The organism is Amycolatopsis sp. N2S4-7 (assembly GCF_058119595.1).
On sequence record NZ_CP172299.1, the window covers coordinates 1,332,461 to 1,351,196 of the forward strand.

At 73.8% G+C, this 18,736-nt stretch carries 1 protein-coding gene; it reads right to left on the bottom strand.

Annotation, left to right across the window (positions count from 1 at the left end; all coding sequences use genetic code 11):
• Nucleotides 1–59: 59 nt before the first annotated feature.
• Nucleotides 60–18,602, bottom strand: a complete 18,543-nt coding sequence (gene panD / locus ACH54P_RS06185) for an aspartate 1-decarboxylase (RefSeq protein WP_489911350.1) — start codon at nucleotides 18,600–18,602, stop codon at nucleotides 60–62.
• Nucleotides 18,603–18,736: the final 134 nt, after the last annotated feature.

Consider the following 18,736-nt stretch of genomic DNA (forward strand, 5'->3'; position numbering starts at 1 on the left):
GGATAGGCACACCTTATTTAGGACAGCCTCGCAAAAGCAACAGCCGTGACTTCTCTGTGTCAGCGCCCACCCCGGCCCGAGAGCTGCGCTTCCGCCCCGGGCACCGGCTCGGCCGGGTCGTGTCCCAGGTGGACCTGGCGGTTGCCGGCGTCGACGTGCACCACCCGCGGCCGGTGCCCGGCGCGCTCGGACTCGTGGACCTGGGCGTAGGTGATGATGATGACCAGGTCGCCGGGGTGCACGAGGTGCGCGGCCGCGCCGTTGACGCCGATGACGCCGGAGCCCGGCTCACCGGTGATGGCGTAGGTCTCCAGCCGGGCGCCGTTGGTGATGTCGACGACCTGGACGCGCTCGCCTTCGACGATGTCCGCGGCGGCCATCAGGTCGGCGTCGATGGTCAGGGAGCCGACGTAGTGCAGGTCGGCCTGGGTCACGGTGGCGCGGTGGATCTTGGCGTTCATCAGGGTGCGGTGCACGTCTACTCCGTGTCTCGGGTCACAGGGCTTTTTCGGGGGCTCCGGGTGGCGGAGCCCCCGGCCGGGGCGAAGCCCCGGTTTCAACAGTGCGGCGAGTCCCGCCGCGGTGGGGGTACGGAAGAATTCGGCGATGGCCAGCTCGGTCCCGAGCCGCTCGGTGATCCGGTTGCGCAGGACCACCAGCAGCATCGAATGGCCGCCGAGGGTGAACAGGTCGTCGTCGGCGCCGACGGTGGCGACGTCCAGGACCTCCGCGAAGATCTCGCAAAGAGCCTTCTCCGTGGCCGTTTCGGGGGCCCGGCCGCGAGCTGTGTACCCGGGCACCGGCAACGCCGCCCGATCCAGCTTCCCGTTGGGGGTCACGGGGAACGCGTCGAGAGGCACGATCGCCGCGGGCACCATGTACTCCGGCAGCGACCGCGCCACGAACTCCCGCAACCGCACCGGGTCCACGGTCGCCGGCGTCGTGTAGGCGACCAGCCGCTTGTCCCGGTCCTCACGCACGACGACCAGGGCCTGCGTGACGTCTTCGTGCCGGGTCAGCGCCGTCTCGATCTCGCCGGGTTCGATCCGGAAGCCGCGGATCTTGACCTGGTCGTCGGTGCGGCCGAGGTACTCCAGCTGCCCGTCCGGCCGCCACCGCACCAGGTCGCCGGTGCGGTACATCCGCTCCCCCGGCGGCCCGAACGGGTCGGCGACGAACCGGTCCGCGGTCAGCGCCGCGCGGCCGTGGTAGCCGCGGGCCAGCCCGGCACCGGCCAGGTACAGCTCGCCGGGCACCCCGGCCGGGACCGGGGTCAGGCCGCCGTCGAGGACGTACGCGCGGGCGTTGTGCACCGGACGGCCGATCACCGGCCGGTCGGCGTCGCGGAAGCGGCCGACCAGAGCGTCCACCGTGGCCTCCGTGGGGCCGTAGAGGTTGTACGCCTCCGTGCCCGGCATGGACCGCAGCGTCTCCCACAACGTCTGGGACACCGCTTCACCGCCGACACCGACGACCCCCAGCGCGCATTCGCCGTCCTCGATCACCCCGGCCGCGGCCAGCTGCGCGAAGTGCGACGGCGTGAGCTCGAGGAAGTCGAGGCCGCGCTCGCGCACCACCGCGGCCAGCCGGTCCGGGTCGCGGCGCGTGTCGTCGTCGACGACGTGCACCTCGTGCCCGTCGAGCAGCCACAGCTGCGGCTGCCACGACGCGTCGAAGAAGAACGCCCAGGCGTGCCCGACCCGCAGCCGCCGCCCGCCCGCCGCCGCGACCGCCGGGCGGTAGAGCGTCTCGCGGTGGCTGTGGAACAGGTTCACCAGGCCGGAGTGCGGGATCACCACACCCTTGGGCTTGCCCGTGGATCCGGACGTGTAGAGCACGTACGCCGGGTTCGCCGGTGACGGCGGGATCAGGGCCGCGTCACTGTCCACAATGTCCTCGACGAACAACGCCCCGGGAACCGGTGACGCCAGCGAACGGCTGGTGAGCACCAACGCGGGCCCGGCGTCGGCGAGGATCGCCGAAATCCGGCCGGCCGGCTGGTCCGGGTCCACCGGCAGGTACGCCGCACCGGCCTTGAACACGCCGAAGATGGCTTCGACGACGGCCGCCGACCGCGGCAGCACCAGCGCCACGATCCGCTCGAGACCGGCACCGTGCGAGGCCAGCCACCGGGCGAGACGGTCGGTCCGGACCGCGAACTCCGCGAAGGTGACGCTCGACTCCGCGTCGCTCACCGCCGTCGCGCCCGGGGTCGCCGCCACCTGGGCGGCCAGCCGGTCGACCACCGTCGGCGCCGAGGTCGTCAGCGGCTCGCCGGCGCCCCACTCGTGCAGGATCTCGTCGCGCTCAAAGGGTTCGAGGACGTCGATGCGGCTCAGCGGCCGGTCCGGGTCCGCGACGACGGCCGCCATCAGCCGCACCAGGCGTTCGGTGAGCGTCCGGGCGGTCGGCTCGTCGAACAGGTCGAGGCTGAACTCGAGGTCGCCTTCGATGCCGCCGGGCGTCTCCACCAGGTCGAACGACAGGTCGAACTTCGCCTGCCGCAGCCCGGTGTCCCGGTAGGACGCGTCGAGCCCGAGCAGCCGCTCCGGCTCCGAGCCCGAGTGGTACACCGCGAGCATGACCTGGAACAGCGGGTGCCGGGCCAGGGACCGGGCCGGGTTGAGCAGCTCGACGAGGTGCTCGAACGGCAGGTCCTGGTGGGCGTACGCGGCCAGGTCGGCCTCGCGGACGCGGTCGAGGAGCTCCCGGAACGTGGGGTCGCCGCCGGTGTCGGTGCGCAGCACCAGGGTGTTGACGAAGAACCCGGCGAGGTCCTCCAGCGCGTGGTCGGTGCGGCCGGCCACCGGCGTCCCCAACGGGATGTCGGTGCCCGCGCCGAGCCGGGTCAGCAGGGCCGCGAGCGCCGCCTGCAGGACCATGAACGTGCTGGTGTCGCTGCCGTGGGCCAGGTCGCGCAGGCCGCGGTGGACCTCGCCGGGCACGGTGAACGGCACGGCGGCACCGCGGTTGGTCGACCGGGCCGGGCGCGGCCGGTCCGCCGGCAGCGCCAGCTCGTCGGGGAGTCCGGCCAGGGTGCGGCGCCAGAACGCGGCCTGGCGGCCGAGGAGGCTGTCCGGGTCGTCGGCGCGGCCGAACATTTCCCGCTGCCACAGGGTGTAGTCCGCGTACTGCACCGGCAACGGCGTCCACTGTGGACGCTCATCGCGCAGCCGGGCGGCGTACGCGGTGTCGAGGTCGCGCTTCAGCGGCGGCAGTGACCAGCCGTCCCCCGCGATGTGGTGCACCAGCAGCACGAACACGTGCCGGTCCGGTCCGGCCGAAACGAGGGTGGCGCGCACCGGGATCTCGGCGTCCAGGGTGAAGCAGTACGACGCCGCGGCGGTGACGCGGCCGGCGAGATCGGCCGCCGTTTCGGTGACGAGCACGGGCCGCGCCCGGTCGTCGCCGGGATCGAGCACGACCTGCCGCGGCCTGCCCTGCTCCTCGACGATGATCGTGCGGAGGATTTCGTGCCGCGCGACAACGTCGGCGAGCGCGGCCCGCAGGGCGCCGGCGTCGACCGGTCCGGTCAGTTCCCACGCCCACGGGATGTTGTAGGTCGCGCTCACCCCGTCCAGGCGGTCGAGGAACCACAGCCGCTGCTGGGCGAACGACAGCGGCAGGACCTCCGGCCGCTCGGCCGGGACCAGCGCCGGACGGCTCTCGCGGCCCGGGTCGAGCAGTTCGGCGAGCCGGGCCGGGGTCGGCGCGTCGAACACGGCCCGGATCGGCACCTCGACGCCGAGCAGCGCGCGGATCCGGCTGACCAGCCGCGTCGCCAGCAGGGAGTGCCCGCCGAGGGTGAAGAACCCGTCGTCCGGGCCGACCTGGGCCACGCCGAGGACGTCGGCGAAGAGGTCGCAGAGCGCCTGCTCGGCCGGCGTCCGCGCGACCCGGTCGGAGGTCCGGACTTCCGGGTCGGGCAGGGCGGCGCGGTCGAGCTTGCCGTTGGCGTTCACCGGCAGCTCCGGCAGGACGACGATCGCCGAGGGCACCAGGTACTCCGGCAGCCGCGCGGCGAGCAGCGCCCGCAGTGCCACCGGGTCACCCGACGGCGCCACGTAAGCGATCAGCCGGTTCTCCCGGGCGATCACGGCCGCGCGCGCCACCGAGGCGTCGGCCGTCAGCGCGGCTTCCACCTCGCCCGGCTCGACGCGGAACCCGCGGATCTTGATCTGCTGGTCCGCGCGGCCGAGGAAGTCCAGTGCGCCGTCGGCGCGGCGGCGGACGAGATCGCCGGTCCGGTACATCCGCTCCCCCGGCTCGAACGGCGAGGCGACGAACCGTTCCGCGGTCGGCGCCGGACGGCCGAGGTAGCCCCGGGCGAGCCCGGCACCGGCCAGGTACAGCTCGCCGCGCACCCCCGGCGGCACCGGCCGCAGGGCGGCGTCGAGGACGTACGCGCGGGTGTTCGCGATCGGCCGTCCGATGGCTACCGGCCCGCAGACCTGGACGAGGCTGTCGCCCGCGGCCTCCGAGCAGCCGTAGAGGTTGACCAGCTTCGCCGCGGGCCACTTCCGCGCGACCTTCCCGGCGAGAGCGGCGGAAAGCGGTTCGCCACTGGTGATCCACGTGGTCACCGAGGCGAACGCGTCGGCCGGGGCGTCTTCGGCGAAGCTGTCGAGGAGGCTCGGCACCACGGTCAGCACCTGCGCGCCGGATTCGCGCACCACTGCGGCGAGGGCGTGCGGGTCGGTGGCCGTGGCGTCGTCGGCGAGGACCACCGGGTCGCCCGCGACGAGCCCGCCGAGCAGCTCGGTCGAGCCGTCGATGAACGTCAGCGCGCTCTTGGCCAAACGCACGCCTTGAGCGACGTCCCGGCCCCAGTGCAGCCGGTTGGCCAGGGCCCGCTGGGTGCCCGCGACGGCCTTCGGGCGTCCGGTGGAGCCGGACGTGAAGATCACGTACGCGGGGTGGTCCGGGCTGATCGACGGCCAGGCCGGTTCCGGCCCGGTGTCGCCGGGCCGGACCAGCCGGGCACCGAAGCCGTCTTCGGCGATGACCAGGTGCGGCTCGGCATCGGTGAGCATCAGCTCGATGCGCTCGGCCGGGTGGTTCAGGTCGACGGGCAGGGAGGCGGCGCCGGTCTTGAGCACGGCCAGGAGGGCGACGACCAGGTCGGCCGACCGCGGCAGCGCGACCGCCACCACCCGCTCCGGCCCCGCGCCCCGCGCGAGCAACGCCCGGGCGAGCGTCGTCGCGCGTTCGTCCAGTTCGGCGTAGGTCAGGCGGTCGTCGCCGGACACCAGCGCCGTCGCGTCCGGTGTCCGCGCGACCTGGGCGGAGAACAGCTCGGCGGCCGTCTCCGCGGGCAGCGGCGTCGCGGGGACGGCCGCGAGCCGGTCGTGCTCGGCGTCGGTGAGCAGGTCGACCGCGCCGATCCGGGTGTCCGGATCGGCGACGACGGCCCGCAGCAGCATCCGGAGCCGCTCGAGGAGCAGTTCGACGCTCGCGCGGTCGAAGACGTCGCTGTTGTACTCGGCCGTACCACGGATCCCGGCCTGGTTGCCGGGCCGCTCGCCGACGAAGAACGTGAGGTCGGCGCGGGCGGTGCCGGTGCGGACCGGTTCCTCCGCGACGGTCAGGCCGGGCAGCGCGAGGTCGGCGACGGCGTTGTTCTGCCAGGCGATCATCGTCTGGAACAGCGGGTGGTACGCCAGCGACCGGACCGGGTTCAGCGCCTCCACGAGCCGCTCGAACGGCACATCTTGGTGGGCGTACGCGTCGAGGCTGCGGTCCCGCACCCGGGCGACGAGGTCCCGGAACGACGGGTCGTCGCCGGTGTCGACGCGCAGGACCAGGGTGTTGACGAAGAAGCCGACGAGGTCGTCGAGGGCCTGGTCGGTGCGCCCGGCGATGGACGTGCCGAGCGGGATGTCGGTGCCCGCGCCGAGCCGGGTGAGCACCGCGGTGAGCCCGGCGTGCACGACCATGAACACGCTGGCGCCGCAGGCGCGGGCCAGTTCGACGAGTCCGCTGTGGAGCTCCGCGTCCCAGCCGAACGCGAACTGTTCGCCCCGGTAGGACGCCTCCGCGGGGTGCGGCCGGTCGGCCGGCAGCTCGATCCGCTCCGGCAGGCCGGCCAGTGCTTCGCGCCAGTAGGCCAGCTGCGGCTCGATCACCGGCTCGCCGAGGACGTCACGCTGCCACAGCGTGTAGTCGGCGTACTGCACCGGCAACGGCGTCCACTGAGGAGCCTCTCCGGCTTGCCGGGCGGTGTAGGCCGTGGCGAGGTCGCGCCACAGCGGCGCGGTCGACCAGCCGTCGGACGCGATGTGGTGGAAGACCAGCACCAGGACGTGCTCGCGCGCACCCAACCGGAGCAGCTCCGCCCGCAGCGGGATCTCGGACTCCAGCTCGAACACCGAACCGGCCACCGCGGAGACCGCGCCGGCGAGCGTGGAACCGGTGACCGCGCGGACGGGCAGCGGGAGGGTGACGTCGTCGAGGACCAGCTGCCGGGCCTCCCCGTCGATCTCGGGGAAGACGGTGCGCAGGGCTTCGTGGCGTTCGACCACATCGGACAGCGCGGTCCGCAACGCCTCGACGTCGAGGTCGCCGGTCAGCCGGACCGCGGTCGGCATGTTGTACGTCGCCGACGGGCCCTCCAGGCGGTGCAGGAACCACAGCCGCTGCTGGGCGAACGACAGCGGCAGCACGGCCGGGCGCGGCTCGGCGCGCACCAGCGCGGGCCGGGCGGCCGCGGCGCCCGAAGTGGACAGGAGCGCGGCCAGCCCGGCGACCGTCGGGGTCTCGAACACCGACCGCACCTGCAGCTCGACGCCGAACACCGCGCGCAGCCGAGCCACCAGGCGCGTCGCCATCAGCGAATGCCCGCCGAGGGCGAAGAAGTCGTCGTCGACGCCGATCGACGGGGCGTCGAGGACTTCGGCGAAGAGCCCGCAGAGGACCTCTTCCACCGGGGTGCGCGGCGCCCGGCCGGCGGTGACCGCCTGCTGGTCCGGGCCGGGCAGGGCCCGGCGGTCGAGCTTGCCGGAGGCGAGCAGCGGCAACCGGTCCAGCACCACGAACGCCGAGGGCACCATGTACTGCGGCAGGCGGTCGCGGACGTGGGCCCGCAGCGCCGACACCAGCGCACTCGTGTCGCGCCGGCCGGCCGGGTGGTTGCCCAGCGCTTCGAGGGCGGCGCGAACCGGGCGGCCGCGGTGGATCCGCGTCGGCTCGCCGCGCGTGAAGACGGCTTCGAGCACGCCTTCCTGCGCGGTCGGCGTCGCGTACACCCGGTAGCCCAGGCGTTCACCCAGTGCGTGCAGGGTTTCCGGATCCACCCCGGACGGCTCGCTGTCCAAAGCGGACAGTGCTCCCTCGGCGTCCCCCGCCGCCAGCGCGGTGACGGCGGCGAGCTCGCCGGACAGCCGGGCGTCCGGCACGCCGGTGACGCGCACCCGGGCCGGGCCGGCCGCCAGGACCCGCTCCAGCTCGTCCAGTGCGGCGAAGGCGACGACCTGCTCTTCGGGCGGCTCGGGGCGAGGTGCCTTCCGCAGGACGACGTCGTAGCGGTGCCGGGTCAGCTCGTTGTGCGCGGCACCGCGCTTGACCCACAGGTCGACGTCACCGAAGCCGTCCAGTTCCCGCGCCAAGGCGGTGAAGAAGCCCGGATCGAGGACCAGCTCGCCTTCGCGCGCGATCGCCTGGTCCACCGCCGCCGCGTCCCGGCGGCCGTGCCGCAGCTCGGTCGCGGTCCGGAAGGCCCGCAGCGAGCGCAGGTTGCGGATGTCGCCGAGGAAGACCACGCCACCGGGCCGGAGCCGCGCGGCGGCCGTGCGGACGACCTCGGCGAGGTAGCCGACGCTCGGGAAGTACTGCGCGACCGAGTTGATGATCACCGTGTCGAAGTCCGGCAGGTCACCCAGGTCGTGCGCCGGGCGCGCCGCGAGGTGCACCTTGCCCGCGAACGGCGTCGCCGCCAGTTCCCGCCGCAGGTTGGCGATCGCCTTCTCGGACAGGTCGACGCCCCAGTACTCCTCGGCGTCCGGCGCGATCCGCGAGAGGATCAGGCCGCTGCCGACCCCGATCTCCAGCACCCGCTTCGGCCGGAGCGACCGGATCCGGTCGATCGTCGCCGCGTGCCACTCCCGCATCTCGCCGAGGGGGATCTCGGCACCGTCGTAGCTGGAGTTCCAGCCGGTGAAGTTCTCTTCCAGGCCGCCGGACGCCGCTTCCGTGAAGACGTTCTCGTGCAGCTCGCGCCACTCGCCGACGTGGTCCAGCTCGGCTTCTTCGTCCCGGCCGGCCGCCGGGACGGCGTAGGCGACGAGCCGGCCGTCCTGCGCGAGCACGACGGACTGCCCGACCGCCGGGTGCTCGGCGAGCACGGCTTCGATCTCGCCCGGCTCGATCCGGTAGCCGCGGATCTTGACCTGGTCATCGGCCCGGCCCAGGAACACCAGCCGTCCGTCCGGCAGCCACTTCACGAGGTCACCGGTCCGGTACAGCCGCCCGCCCGCGCCGAACGGGTCGGCGACGAACCGCTCGGCGGTCAGCCCCGGCCGGCCGAGGTAGCCGCGCGCCAGCCCGGAACCGGCGAGGTACAGCTCCCCCACCACCCCGGGCGGCACCGGCCGCAGCCCGGCGTCGAGGACGTACGCCCGGGTCCCGGGGTCGGGGATGCCGATCGGGACGACGGTCGCGTCCGCGAGCTCGGCCGGGTCGCTCTCGCCGAGCGTCGAGTTGGTGGTCGCCTCGGTCGGGCCGTAGGCGTTGAACATCCGCCGCCCCGGCGCCCACCGCCGCACCAGCTCCGGCGAGACCCGCTCGGTCCCGGCCAGCAGCACGCTGTCGCGCGGGAGGTCGCAGTCCTCCGGCATGGCGTCGAGCAACGCGGGCGGGAGGATCATGAAGTCCACCTCGTGCTGCTGCGCGTACTCGCTGAGCGCGGGCCCGGCGACCCGGCGCTCGGCCGGGACCACGACCAGGCGCCCGCCCGAGAGCAGGCCGAGGCACAGGTCCCAGAACGCGACGTCGAAGCTCGGCGACGCGAACTGCAGCACCCGGCTGTGCGGGCCGACGCCGAAGCGCTCGACCTGGGTGGCGACGAGTTTCGCGACACCCGAGTGCTGGAGGACGACCCCCTTGGGCCGGCCGGACGAGCCGGACGTGTAGATCACGTACGCCGCGTTCTCCGGCTTCACCTCGACCTGCGGGTCCTCTGTGGACATTTTCGTCAGAGCCGGGTTGTCGAGCAGGACCCGCGGCACGTCCGCAGGCAGCTTCGCGTCGATCTCGCGGGTCGTGACGACGCAGACCGGGGCCGCGTCCCCGGCCAGGTAGGCGATCCGGTCGCCGGGGTAGTCGACGTCGATGGGGAGGTAGGCGGCGCCCGCCTTGAGCACGGCCAGTTCGGCGACGATCATGTCGATCGACCGCGGCACGGCCAGCGCGACCACGCGCTCCGGCCCGGCGCCCCGCCCGGCCAGCAGGTGCGCGAGCCGATTGGCGCGGGCGTTCACCTCGGCGTAGGTGAGCTCGATGTCCTCGAACACCAGCGCCACGGCGTCCGGTGCCTCGGCCACGCGCCGCGCGAACAGGGCGGGGAACGTCTCCGTGCCCGCCGGTTCGAGCGACCCGGCCCACTGGCCGAGGACCCGGTCGCGCTCGTCGCCCGCCAGCAGATCGAGGGCTCCGACGGGACGGTCGGGCTCGGCCAGTGCCGCGCGGAGCAGCACTTCGAGGCGGCGCAGGATGGCGTTCGCCCCCGGGTGGTCGAAGACGTCGGCGTTGAACTCCAGCACGCCCGCGATCCCGGTTTCGCGCTCGGTCAGCGAAATCGAGAGGTCGAACTTGGCCGTCCCGGTGGTCACCGGGATTTCGGTGACGGTCAGGCCGGGCAGGCTCACCTCGGCGCGGGCGTTGTTCTGCCCGGCGATCATCACCTGGAACAGCGGGTGGTACGACAGCGACCGCGCCGGGTTGAGCACCTCGACGAGCCGCTCGAACGGCACGTCCTGGTGCGCGTACGCGTCGAGGTTGCGTTCACGGACCCGCGCCACGAGGTCGCGGAACGACGGCTCGCCCGCGGTGTCGACCCGCAGGACGAGGGTGTTGACGAAGAACCCGACGAGGTCGTCGAGGGCCTGGTCGGTGCGCCCGGCGATGGGCGAGCCGATCGGCACGTCGGTGCCCGCCCCCAGCCGAGTGAGCAACGCGGCGAGGGCCGCGTGCACGACCATGAACACGCTCGCCCCGCACTCGCGGGCCAGCTCGGCCAGCCGCCCGTGGAGTTCGGCGTCCCAGGTGAAGGTGTGCAGCTCGCCGCGGAACGTCGCGTTCGCCGGGTGCGGCCGGTCCAGTGGCAGCTCGATCCGGTCCGGCAGCCCTTCCAGGGCTTCGCGCCAGTAGCCGAGCTGGGCGCTCAGCACGCTGTCCGGGTCGTCCTCGCTGCCGAGCAGCTCCCGCTGCCACAGGGTGTAGTCCGCGTACTGCACCGGCAGCGGAGTCCACTGTGGAGGCTCACCGGCACGCCGGGCGGCGTAGGCGGTGGCGATGTCGCGCCACAGCGGCGCCATCGACCAGCCGTCGGAGGCGATGTGGTGGAACACCAGCGCCAGGACGTGCTCGCGCGCACCCGGCCGCAGCAGCTCCACGCGCATCGGCGCCTGCCGTTCGAGGTCGAACGAACCCCGGACGAGCCCGGTCAGCGCCTCGCCGAGGTCGGCGACCTCGCGGACGGGCAGATCGACGTCTCCGGCCGGGAGGATCTCCTGGTACGGCACGCCGTCCCGCTGCGGGAACCGGGTGCGCAGGGCCTCGTGCCGGGCGACCACGTCGGACAACGCGGTGCGCAGCGCCGCGACGTCGAGGTCGCCTTCGAGGCGCATGACCAGCGGCACGTTGTAGGTGGCCGACGGTCCTTCGAGGTGGTGCAGGAACCACAGCCGCTGCTGCGCGCCGGACAGCGGCACCGGCTCCGGCCGGCGCATCCGGACCAGCGGCGGCCGCGCGTTCCCGCCGGCCGTGGCGAGGACCCCGGCCAGGCCCGCGGCGGTCGGCGTCTCGAACACGGACCGGACCTCGAGCTCGGCACCCAGCGCCGTGCGGATCCGGGCGATCAGCCGGGTGGCCAGCAGCGAATGGCCGCCGAGGGCGAAGAAGTCGTCGTCCGGGCCGACCCGCGGCAGGCCGAGGACGTCGGCGAACAGCTCGCACAGCTGCCGTTCGACCGGGGTGCGCGGCTCGCGGTCCGACGTCGGCGCCACGGGGTCCGGCGACGGCAGGGCCCGGCGGTCGAGCTTGCCGTTGGCGGTCACCGGGAGCGCGTCGAGCACCACGATCGCCGACGGCACCATGTGCTCGGGCAGCCGGTGCGCGGCCAGCGCCCGCAGGTCCGCGGGCAGGGTGCCGATCCGGCGCGTCCGGCCCGGGTTGCCGGTGTAGGTGAGGATCGGGTCCGGGCCGGGCCGGAACGCCCCGGCCGGGTCGCCGCCGGTGAACAGAACGTCGACCGAGCCGTCGCCGACGGCGGACCAGGTGACGACCGCACCCAGTTCGTACCAGTATTCGGGGTCCACGCCTTCGGTGATCCGCCCGTTCGGGACGCCTTCGACGCGCAGACCGTCGCGAAGCCGCGCAACCACCTCGTCCACGGAGGACACCTCGATGCCCCACGTCAGCGTCTCCAGCGGGCGCGGCTCGGCCGTGCCGGGGCGCAGGACGACGTCGTAGCGGTACTGGGTCAGCTCGTTGACCGCGCGGCCGCGCTTGACCCGGATGTCCGCGGTGACGCCGTCGAGGCCCGCGAAGAACTCCGGAGCGATGAGGAGTTCCTTTTCGCGCAGCAGGCTCTGCTCGACGTCGCCGCCGCGAGCCTCGGCCACGGCGGTGTGGAACGCGCGGAGCTGACGCAGGTCGCGGACGTCGCCGACGAACACGGACCCGCCCGGTGCCAGCAGGTCGAGGGCCTTCCGCAGGACGTCCAGGAGGTAGGTGCCGCTCGGGAAGTACTGGACGACGGAGTTGAGCACGATCGTGTCGAAGAACCCGGACGGCAGGCCGTCGAGGTCGGCGGCGGCGCCGGTGCGCAGTTCGACGCGGCCGGCGAGCGCGGGGTCGGCCGCCACGCGCCGGCCCAGCGAGGCGATGACCTCGGCCGAGAAGTCCGTGCCCCAGTACGTCTCGCACCGCGGCGCCAGCTCGGTCAGGAGCAGGCCGGTGCCGACGCCGATCTCGAGCACGCGCCGGGGCTCCAGGTCGCGGATCCGCGTGACGACGGCCTCGCGCCACTCGCGCATCTCGGGCAGCGGGATCGGCTCGCCGGTGTAGCTGGAGTCCCAGCCGGCGAAGTCGTCTTCGGCGCCCGAGTACATCGAGTCGTACAGGTCCCGCCATTCGCCGACCTGCTCGGTCTCTTCCGCGGGCGATCCGGCACTGTCCGCCGGCACGACGTACCCGACCAGGCGGACGTCGCCCGGCCGGTCTTCGCGGGCCACCACCACGGCGTGGGCGACGTCGTCGTGCGCGGCCAGGGTCGCGGCGATCTCGCCGGGCTCGACGCGGAACCCGCGGATCTTGACCTGCTCGTCGCCGCGGCCGAGGAACTCGAGAACGCCGTCCGGGCGGAAGCGGGCCAGGTCCCCGGTGCGGTACATGCGGGAGCCCGGCGCGCCGAACGGGTCGGCGACGAACCGCTCGGCGCTCAGCCCGGGCCGGCCGAGGTAGCCGCGGGCGAGCTGGACACCGGCCAGGTACAGCTCCCCCGGGGTGCCCGGCGGGACCGGGCGCAGGGCGGCGTCGAGCACGTACGTCCGCGTGTTCCACACCGGACGTCCGATCGGGACGGTGGTGTCCCCGGGGGACGTGTGCCACGACGTGACGTCCACCGAGGCTTCGGTCGGGCCGTAGAGGTTGTGCAGCCCGGCGGACAGGACCCGGCCGAACTGGGCGACCGCGTCCGGCGGCAGGGCCTCGCCGCTGCACAGCACGCGGCGCAGGCTGGTGCAGTCCGCCGCCGCCGGCTCCTGCAGGAAGACCTGGAGCATCGACGGGACGAAGTGGACGGTGGTGATCGCGCGTTCGCGGATCAGCCGGGCGAGGTAGGCGGGGTCCTGGTGGCCGCCGGGCCGGGCGAGCACCTCGGTGGCGCCGGTGAGCAGCGGCCAGAGGAACTCCCACACCGAGACGTCGAAGCTGGACGGCGTCTTCTGGAGCACGCGGTTGTCGCCGGTGAGGCCGTACTCGTCCTGCATCCAGAGCAGCCGGTTGACGATGCCGGCGTGCGGCACGACGACGCCCTTGGGGCGGCCCGTCGAGCCGGACGTGTAGATGACGTACGCCGGGTTCTCCGGCCGGACCACGACGCCGAGGGGCGGGTCCGGGACTCCGGCCAGGGTGTCCGGGTCGTCGAGCAGCAGCGCGCCCGGGACGGCGGTGTCCGCGACGGCCAGCACCAGCGCCGGGTCGGCGTCGTCGAGCATGAAGGCGATGCGGTCGGCCGGATAACCGGGGTCGAGCGGCAGGTAGGCCGCGCCGGTCTTGAGGACGGCGAGGATGGCCGTCACCAGGTGCGTCGAGCGCGGCAACGCCAGGGCGACGACGCGCTCGGGCCCCGCACCTCGCGCGGCCAGCACGCGGGCGAGCCGGTTCGAGACGGCGTCCAGCTCGGCGTAGGTGAGTTCTTCGTCCTCGAAGACCAGGGCCGGGTGGTCCGGCGTCCGCGCGACCTGGGCGGCGAACAGCTCGGGCACGGTGACCGCGGGGACGTCCTCGACGGCACCCGACCACACCGCGTCCAGGTTGTCGCGCTCGGCCGGGGTCAGCACGTCCAGGGTGCCGAGCCGGCGGTCCGGGGCGGCGACGACCTGGCGCAGCAGGACTTCCAGGCGGTCGAGGAGGCCGGTCACGGTGGCGCGGTCGAACACCTCGGCGTTGAACTCGGCCTGGCCGTGGAGGCCGCCGGTCCGCTCGGTGAAGGAGAACCACAGGTCGAACTTGGCCGTGCCGGTGCCGACGGGCTGCTCGGTGACGGTCAGCCCGGGCAGTTCGACGCCGGTGCCGGGGGTGTTCTGCCAGGCGAGCATGGTCTGGAACAGCGGGTGGTGCGCCGGCGACCGGGCGGGGTTGAGCGCTTCCACGAGCCGTTCGAACGGGACGTCCTGGTGGGCGTAGGCGTCGAGGCTGCGCTCGCGGACCCGCGCCACGAGGTCGCGGAACGTCGGGTCGCCGCCGGTGCCGACGCGCAGGACGAGGGTGTTGACGAAGAACCCGACGAGGTCGTCCAGCGCCGGGTCGGTGCGCCCGGCGATCGGGGTGCCGATCGGGATGTCGGTGCCGGCGCCGAGCCGGGACAACAGCGCGGTCAGGCCCGCGTGCACGACCATGAACGGGCTGGCGCCGCACGCCCGCGCGAGGTCGGCGAGCCCGGCCTGGAGCCCGGCGTCCCAGGCGAAGGTGAAGAACCCGCCGCGGTAGGCCGACGTCGGCGGGTGCGGCCGGTCGAGCGGGAGGGTGATCCGCTCGGGCAGGCCGTCGAGGGTTTCGCGCCAGTAATCGAGCTGGGTGGCCTCCTCGGCCGCGAGAAGCTCGCGCTGCCAGAGCGTGTAGTCCGCGTACTGCACCGGCAGCGGCGTCCACGCCGGCGCCTCGCCGCGGAGGCGGGCGCGGTACGCCGTGGCGATGTCGCGCCAGAGCGGGGACAGCGACCAGCCGTCGGCGGCGATGTGGTGCACGACGAGGACCAGCACGTGCCGGCGCGGGTCGACGGTCAGCAGCTCGGCGCGCACCGGCACGCCCGCGCCGAGGTCGAACACCCCGCGGACCAGACCGTCCACCGCCGGGTCCACTTCGGACTCCCCGACCGCGCGGACGGCCAGCTCCACGACCCCTTCGTCGAGGACCCGCTGGTACGGGACGCCATCGGCGAGCGGGAACACCGTCCGCAGCGCCTCGTGCCGGGCGACGACGTCGTTCAGCGCCGAGCGCAGCGCGTCGACGTCCAGCTCGCCGGCCAGCCGCATGACGAGCGGGACGTTGTAGGTGGCCGATCCGCCTTCGAGGCCGTGCAGGAACCACAGCCGCCGCTGCGCGAACGACAGCGGCAGCCGCTCCGGCCGCTCGGTGACGCGGGTGAGCGGGTGCCGTTCCGTACCGGTGACGGCGCCGGCGAGGAGGTCGGCCAGCGCGGCCGGGGTCGGGGCGTCGAAGACCGCGCGCACCGGGACCTCGGCGCCGACCGCCGCGCGGATGCGCTGGATCAGCCGGGTGGCCAGCAGCGAATGGCCGCCGAGGGCGAAGAAGTCGTCGTCGGGGCCGGCCTGCGGCACCCCGAGGACGTCGGCGAACATCTCGCAGAGCAGCAGCTCGACGGGGTGGCGGGGCGCGCGGCCCGGCCCGGCGGTGAACCGCTCCGGGCTGGGCAGGGCCTTGCGGTCCAGCTTGCCCGAGGCGAGCACCGGCAGCTTGTCCAGCACGACGAACGCCGCAGGGACCATGTACAGCGGCAGCCGGTCGCGCACGTGCGCGCGCAGCGCCGCGACCAGCGCGCCGGTCTCCCGCCGGGCGGCCGGGTTGTTGGCGTAGGACGCGGGCGCGCCCGCCGGGCGCACCGGGCGGTAGGCGGGGCCGTCCTCCCCCCGCGTGAAGACGGCCTCCAGCTCACCACCCTCGGCCGCCCACGTCACCGCCACCCGGTAACCCGCGCCTTCGCCGAGCCGGTGCAGGGCTTCGGGGTCGACGCCCTCCCGGCGTCCGAGCGCGGTCAGGGCGCCCTCGGCGTCACCCTCGTCCAGGGCGCGGACCGCCGCCAGCTCGCCGGCCGATCGGGCGTCCGGGATCCCGGTGACCCGCAGCCGCTCCGGGGTCTCGGCGGCCAGGAACCGTTCCACCGTCCCCAGATCGCCGAACGCGACGACCTGTTCGCCGCCCGCGGCCGGCTTCGGGGCCTTCCGCAGGACGACGTCGTAGCGGTGGCGGGTCAGCTCGTTGTGCGCCTTGCCGCGCTTCACCCACAGGTCGACGTCCCCGATGCCGTCGAGGCCGCGGGCCAATGCCGGGAAGAAGTCGGGGTCGAGCACGAGCTCGCCCTCGCGCGCGATCGCCTGGTCGACCGCGGCGACGTCGGTGCGGCCGTGCCGCAGCTCGACCGCGGTGCGGAACGCCCGCAACGAGCGGAGGTTGCGGATGTCGCCGAGGAAGATCGTCCCGCCCGGGGCCAGGAGACCGGCGGCCGTGCGGACGACCTCGGCGAGGTAGTCGGCGCTCGGGAAGTACTGGGCGACGGAGTTGATGATCACCGTGTCGAACGGCTCGTCCGGCAGCTCGCCCAGGTCGTGCGCCGGGCGCGCGGCGAGGTGGACCTTGCCCGCGAGCTCCGGCATCGCGGCGACCTCGCGCCGGACGTTCTCGATCGCGCTCTCGGAAAGGTCCACGCCCCAGTAGGTTTCGGCCGCCGGGGCGATCCGCGACAGGATCAGCCCGCTGCCCACGCCGATCTCCAGCACCCGGCGCGGCCGCAGGGCGGCGATCCGCTCGATCGTCGCCGCGTGCCACTCCCGCATTTCCTCGAGCGGGATTTCCGAGCCGTCGTAGCTGGAGTTCCAGCCGGCGAAGTTCTCCTCGATGCCGGTGGAACCGGCGAGCATCTCCTCGTGGACGTCGTGCCATTCGGCGACGTGGCCCTGCTCGGCCGCCGGGTCGCGGTCGGGCACCGGCACGGCGTAGGCGACGAGCTGCCCGTCCTGGGCGACGACGACCGACTGGCCGACGCGGGGGTGCTCGGCGAGGACCGACTCGATTTCGCCGAGTTCGATGCGGTAGCCGCGGATCTTGACCTGGTCGTCGGCGCGGCCCAGGAACACCAGCCGCCCGTCCGGCAGCCACTTCACCAGGTCGCCGGTGCGGTAGAGGCGCCCACCGGAGCCGAACGGGTCGGCCACGAACCGCTCCGCCGTCAGCCCCGGCCGCCCGAGGTAGCCGCGCGCCAAGCCGGATCCGGCGAGGTAGAGCTCCCCGACCACGCCGACCGGGACGGGGGCGAGGGAGGCGTCGAGGACGTACGCGCGGGTGCCGGGGTCCGGGACGCCGATCGGCACGGCCGAACCGGGGGCGATCTCCGGGTCGCAGAGCCCGAGCGTCGAGTTGGTCGTGGCTTCGGTCGGGCCGTAGGCGTTGAACATCCGCCGCCCGGGGGCCCACCGCCGCACCAGCTCCGGCGACACGCGCTCGGTCCCCGCGAGCAGGACGCTGTCCCGCGGCAGGTCGCAGTCCTCGGGGAACTCGGCGAGCAGCGCGGGCGGCAGGATCATGAAGTCGACGCCCTTGGCGTGGGCGTAATCGGCCAGTTCGGGGCCGGGCACCCGCCGCTCGGCGGGCACGATCACCAGGCGGCCGCCCGACAGCAGGCCGAGGCACAGGTCCCAGAAGGCGACGTCGAAGCTCGGCGACGCGAACTGCAGGACTCGGCTGTGCGGGCCGACACCGAACCGCTCCGCCTGCGTCGCGACGAGCTTCGCCACGCCGGCGTGGGAAACCACGACCCCCTTGGGGCGCCCGGTGGAGCCGGACGTGTAGATGACGTAGGCCGCGTTGGCGGGGACGATCCGCGCCTCCGGGTCCGTCGCCGGGGCGTCGTCGAGGTTCAGTTCGTCCAGGAGGAGGACGTCGCCGTCGAAGCGATCGGCGAGGTCGCTCGTGGTCACCACGCACACCGGGCGGGCGTCGGCCACCATGAACGCGATCCGCTCGGCCGGGTAGTCCTGGTCGAGCGGCAGGTAGGCGGCACCGGCCTTGAGCACGGCCAGTTCGGCCACGATCATCTCGACCGAGCGCGGCACGGCCAGCGCGACGACCCGCTCCGGCCCGGCCCCGCGACCGATGAGGACGTGGGCGAGCCGGTTGGCGCGCGCGTCCAGTTCGGCGTAGGTCAGCTCCTCGTCTTCGAAGACGAGCGCGACGGCGTCCGGCGTCTCCCGCACGCGGGCGGCGAACAGCTCCGGCAGAGTGACCATGGGCGTGTCGAGATCCGTGGCGTTCCAGTCGTCCAGGATCCGCCGCAGTTCCGGCTCCGGCAGCAGGTCCAGCCGCGCGACCGGCCACTGTGGACGAACCTGGGCGTCGGCCAGCAGGTGCTCGAGCTGCCCGAGCATCCGGTCCACAGTGGACTCGTCGAGGACGTCGGCGCGGTAGTGCGCCGCCAGGACGTCCCCGGCGGTGGTCAGGTTCAAGTCCAGGGGCAGGTCCGTTTCGGCGCCGAACCCGACGTTGACGAGCACCGATCCCCCGCGACCGGGCTCCGGCTCCAGCTCGGCGACCAGGTCGCCGAACGGAACCTCGTGAGCCAGGGCCTCTTCACGCGCTTCGCGCACGCGGGCGACGACGTCGGCGAAACCGGGCGTCCCGCCGAGGTCGACCCTGAGCGGCACCAGCGAGCCGATGCCGAGGACCACGTCGGCGGATCCCGCATAACGGGACAGCAGCACCGTGAAGGCCGCGAGGAGGGTCAGCTCGTCGGCCGCGGGCAGGGGCCGGACGAGCGTCGCCCTGGCCGGACCGGGCTCCGCGGGGTACGGCCGGTCCACCGGCAGCGGCAGCTCCTTGGGCGCCGAGGCGAGGCGGTCACGCCAGAACCCGAGCCCCGACACCTGCTGCACAGCGTCACCGTTGCTCACCGGTAGACCAGCCTCCCGCTGCTCGCGGCGCCCCGGACGGGCGCAAACTTAGGTGACCCTAACAAACGGATGGTGAGGATGCACTCCTGTACCATCGGTTAGCCTTACCTAAAATG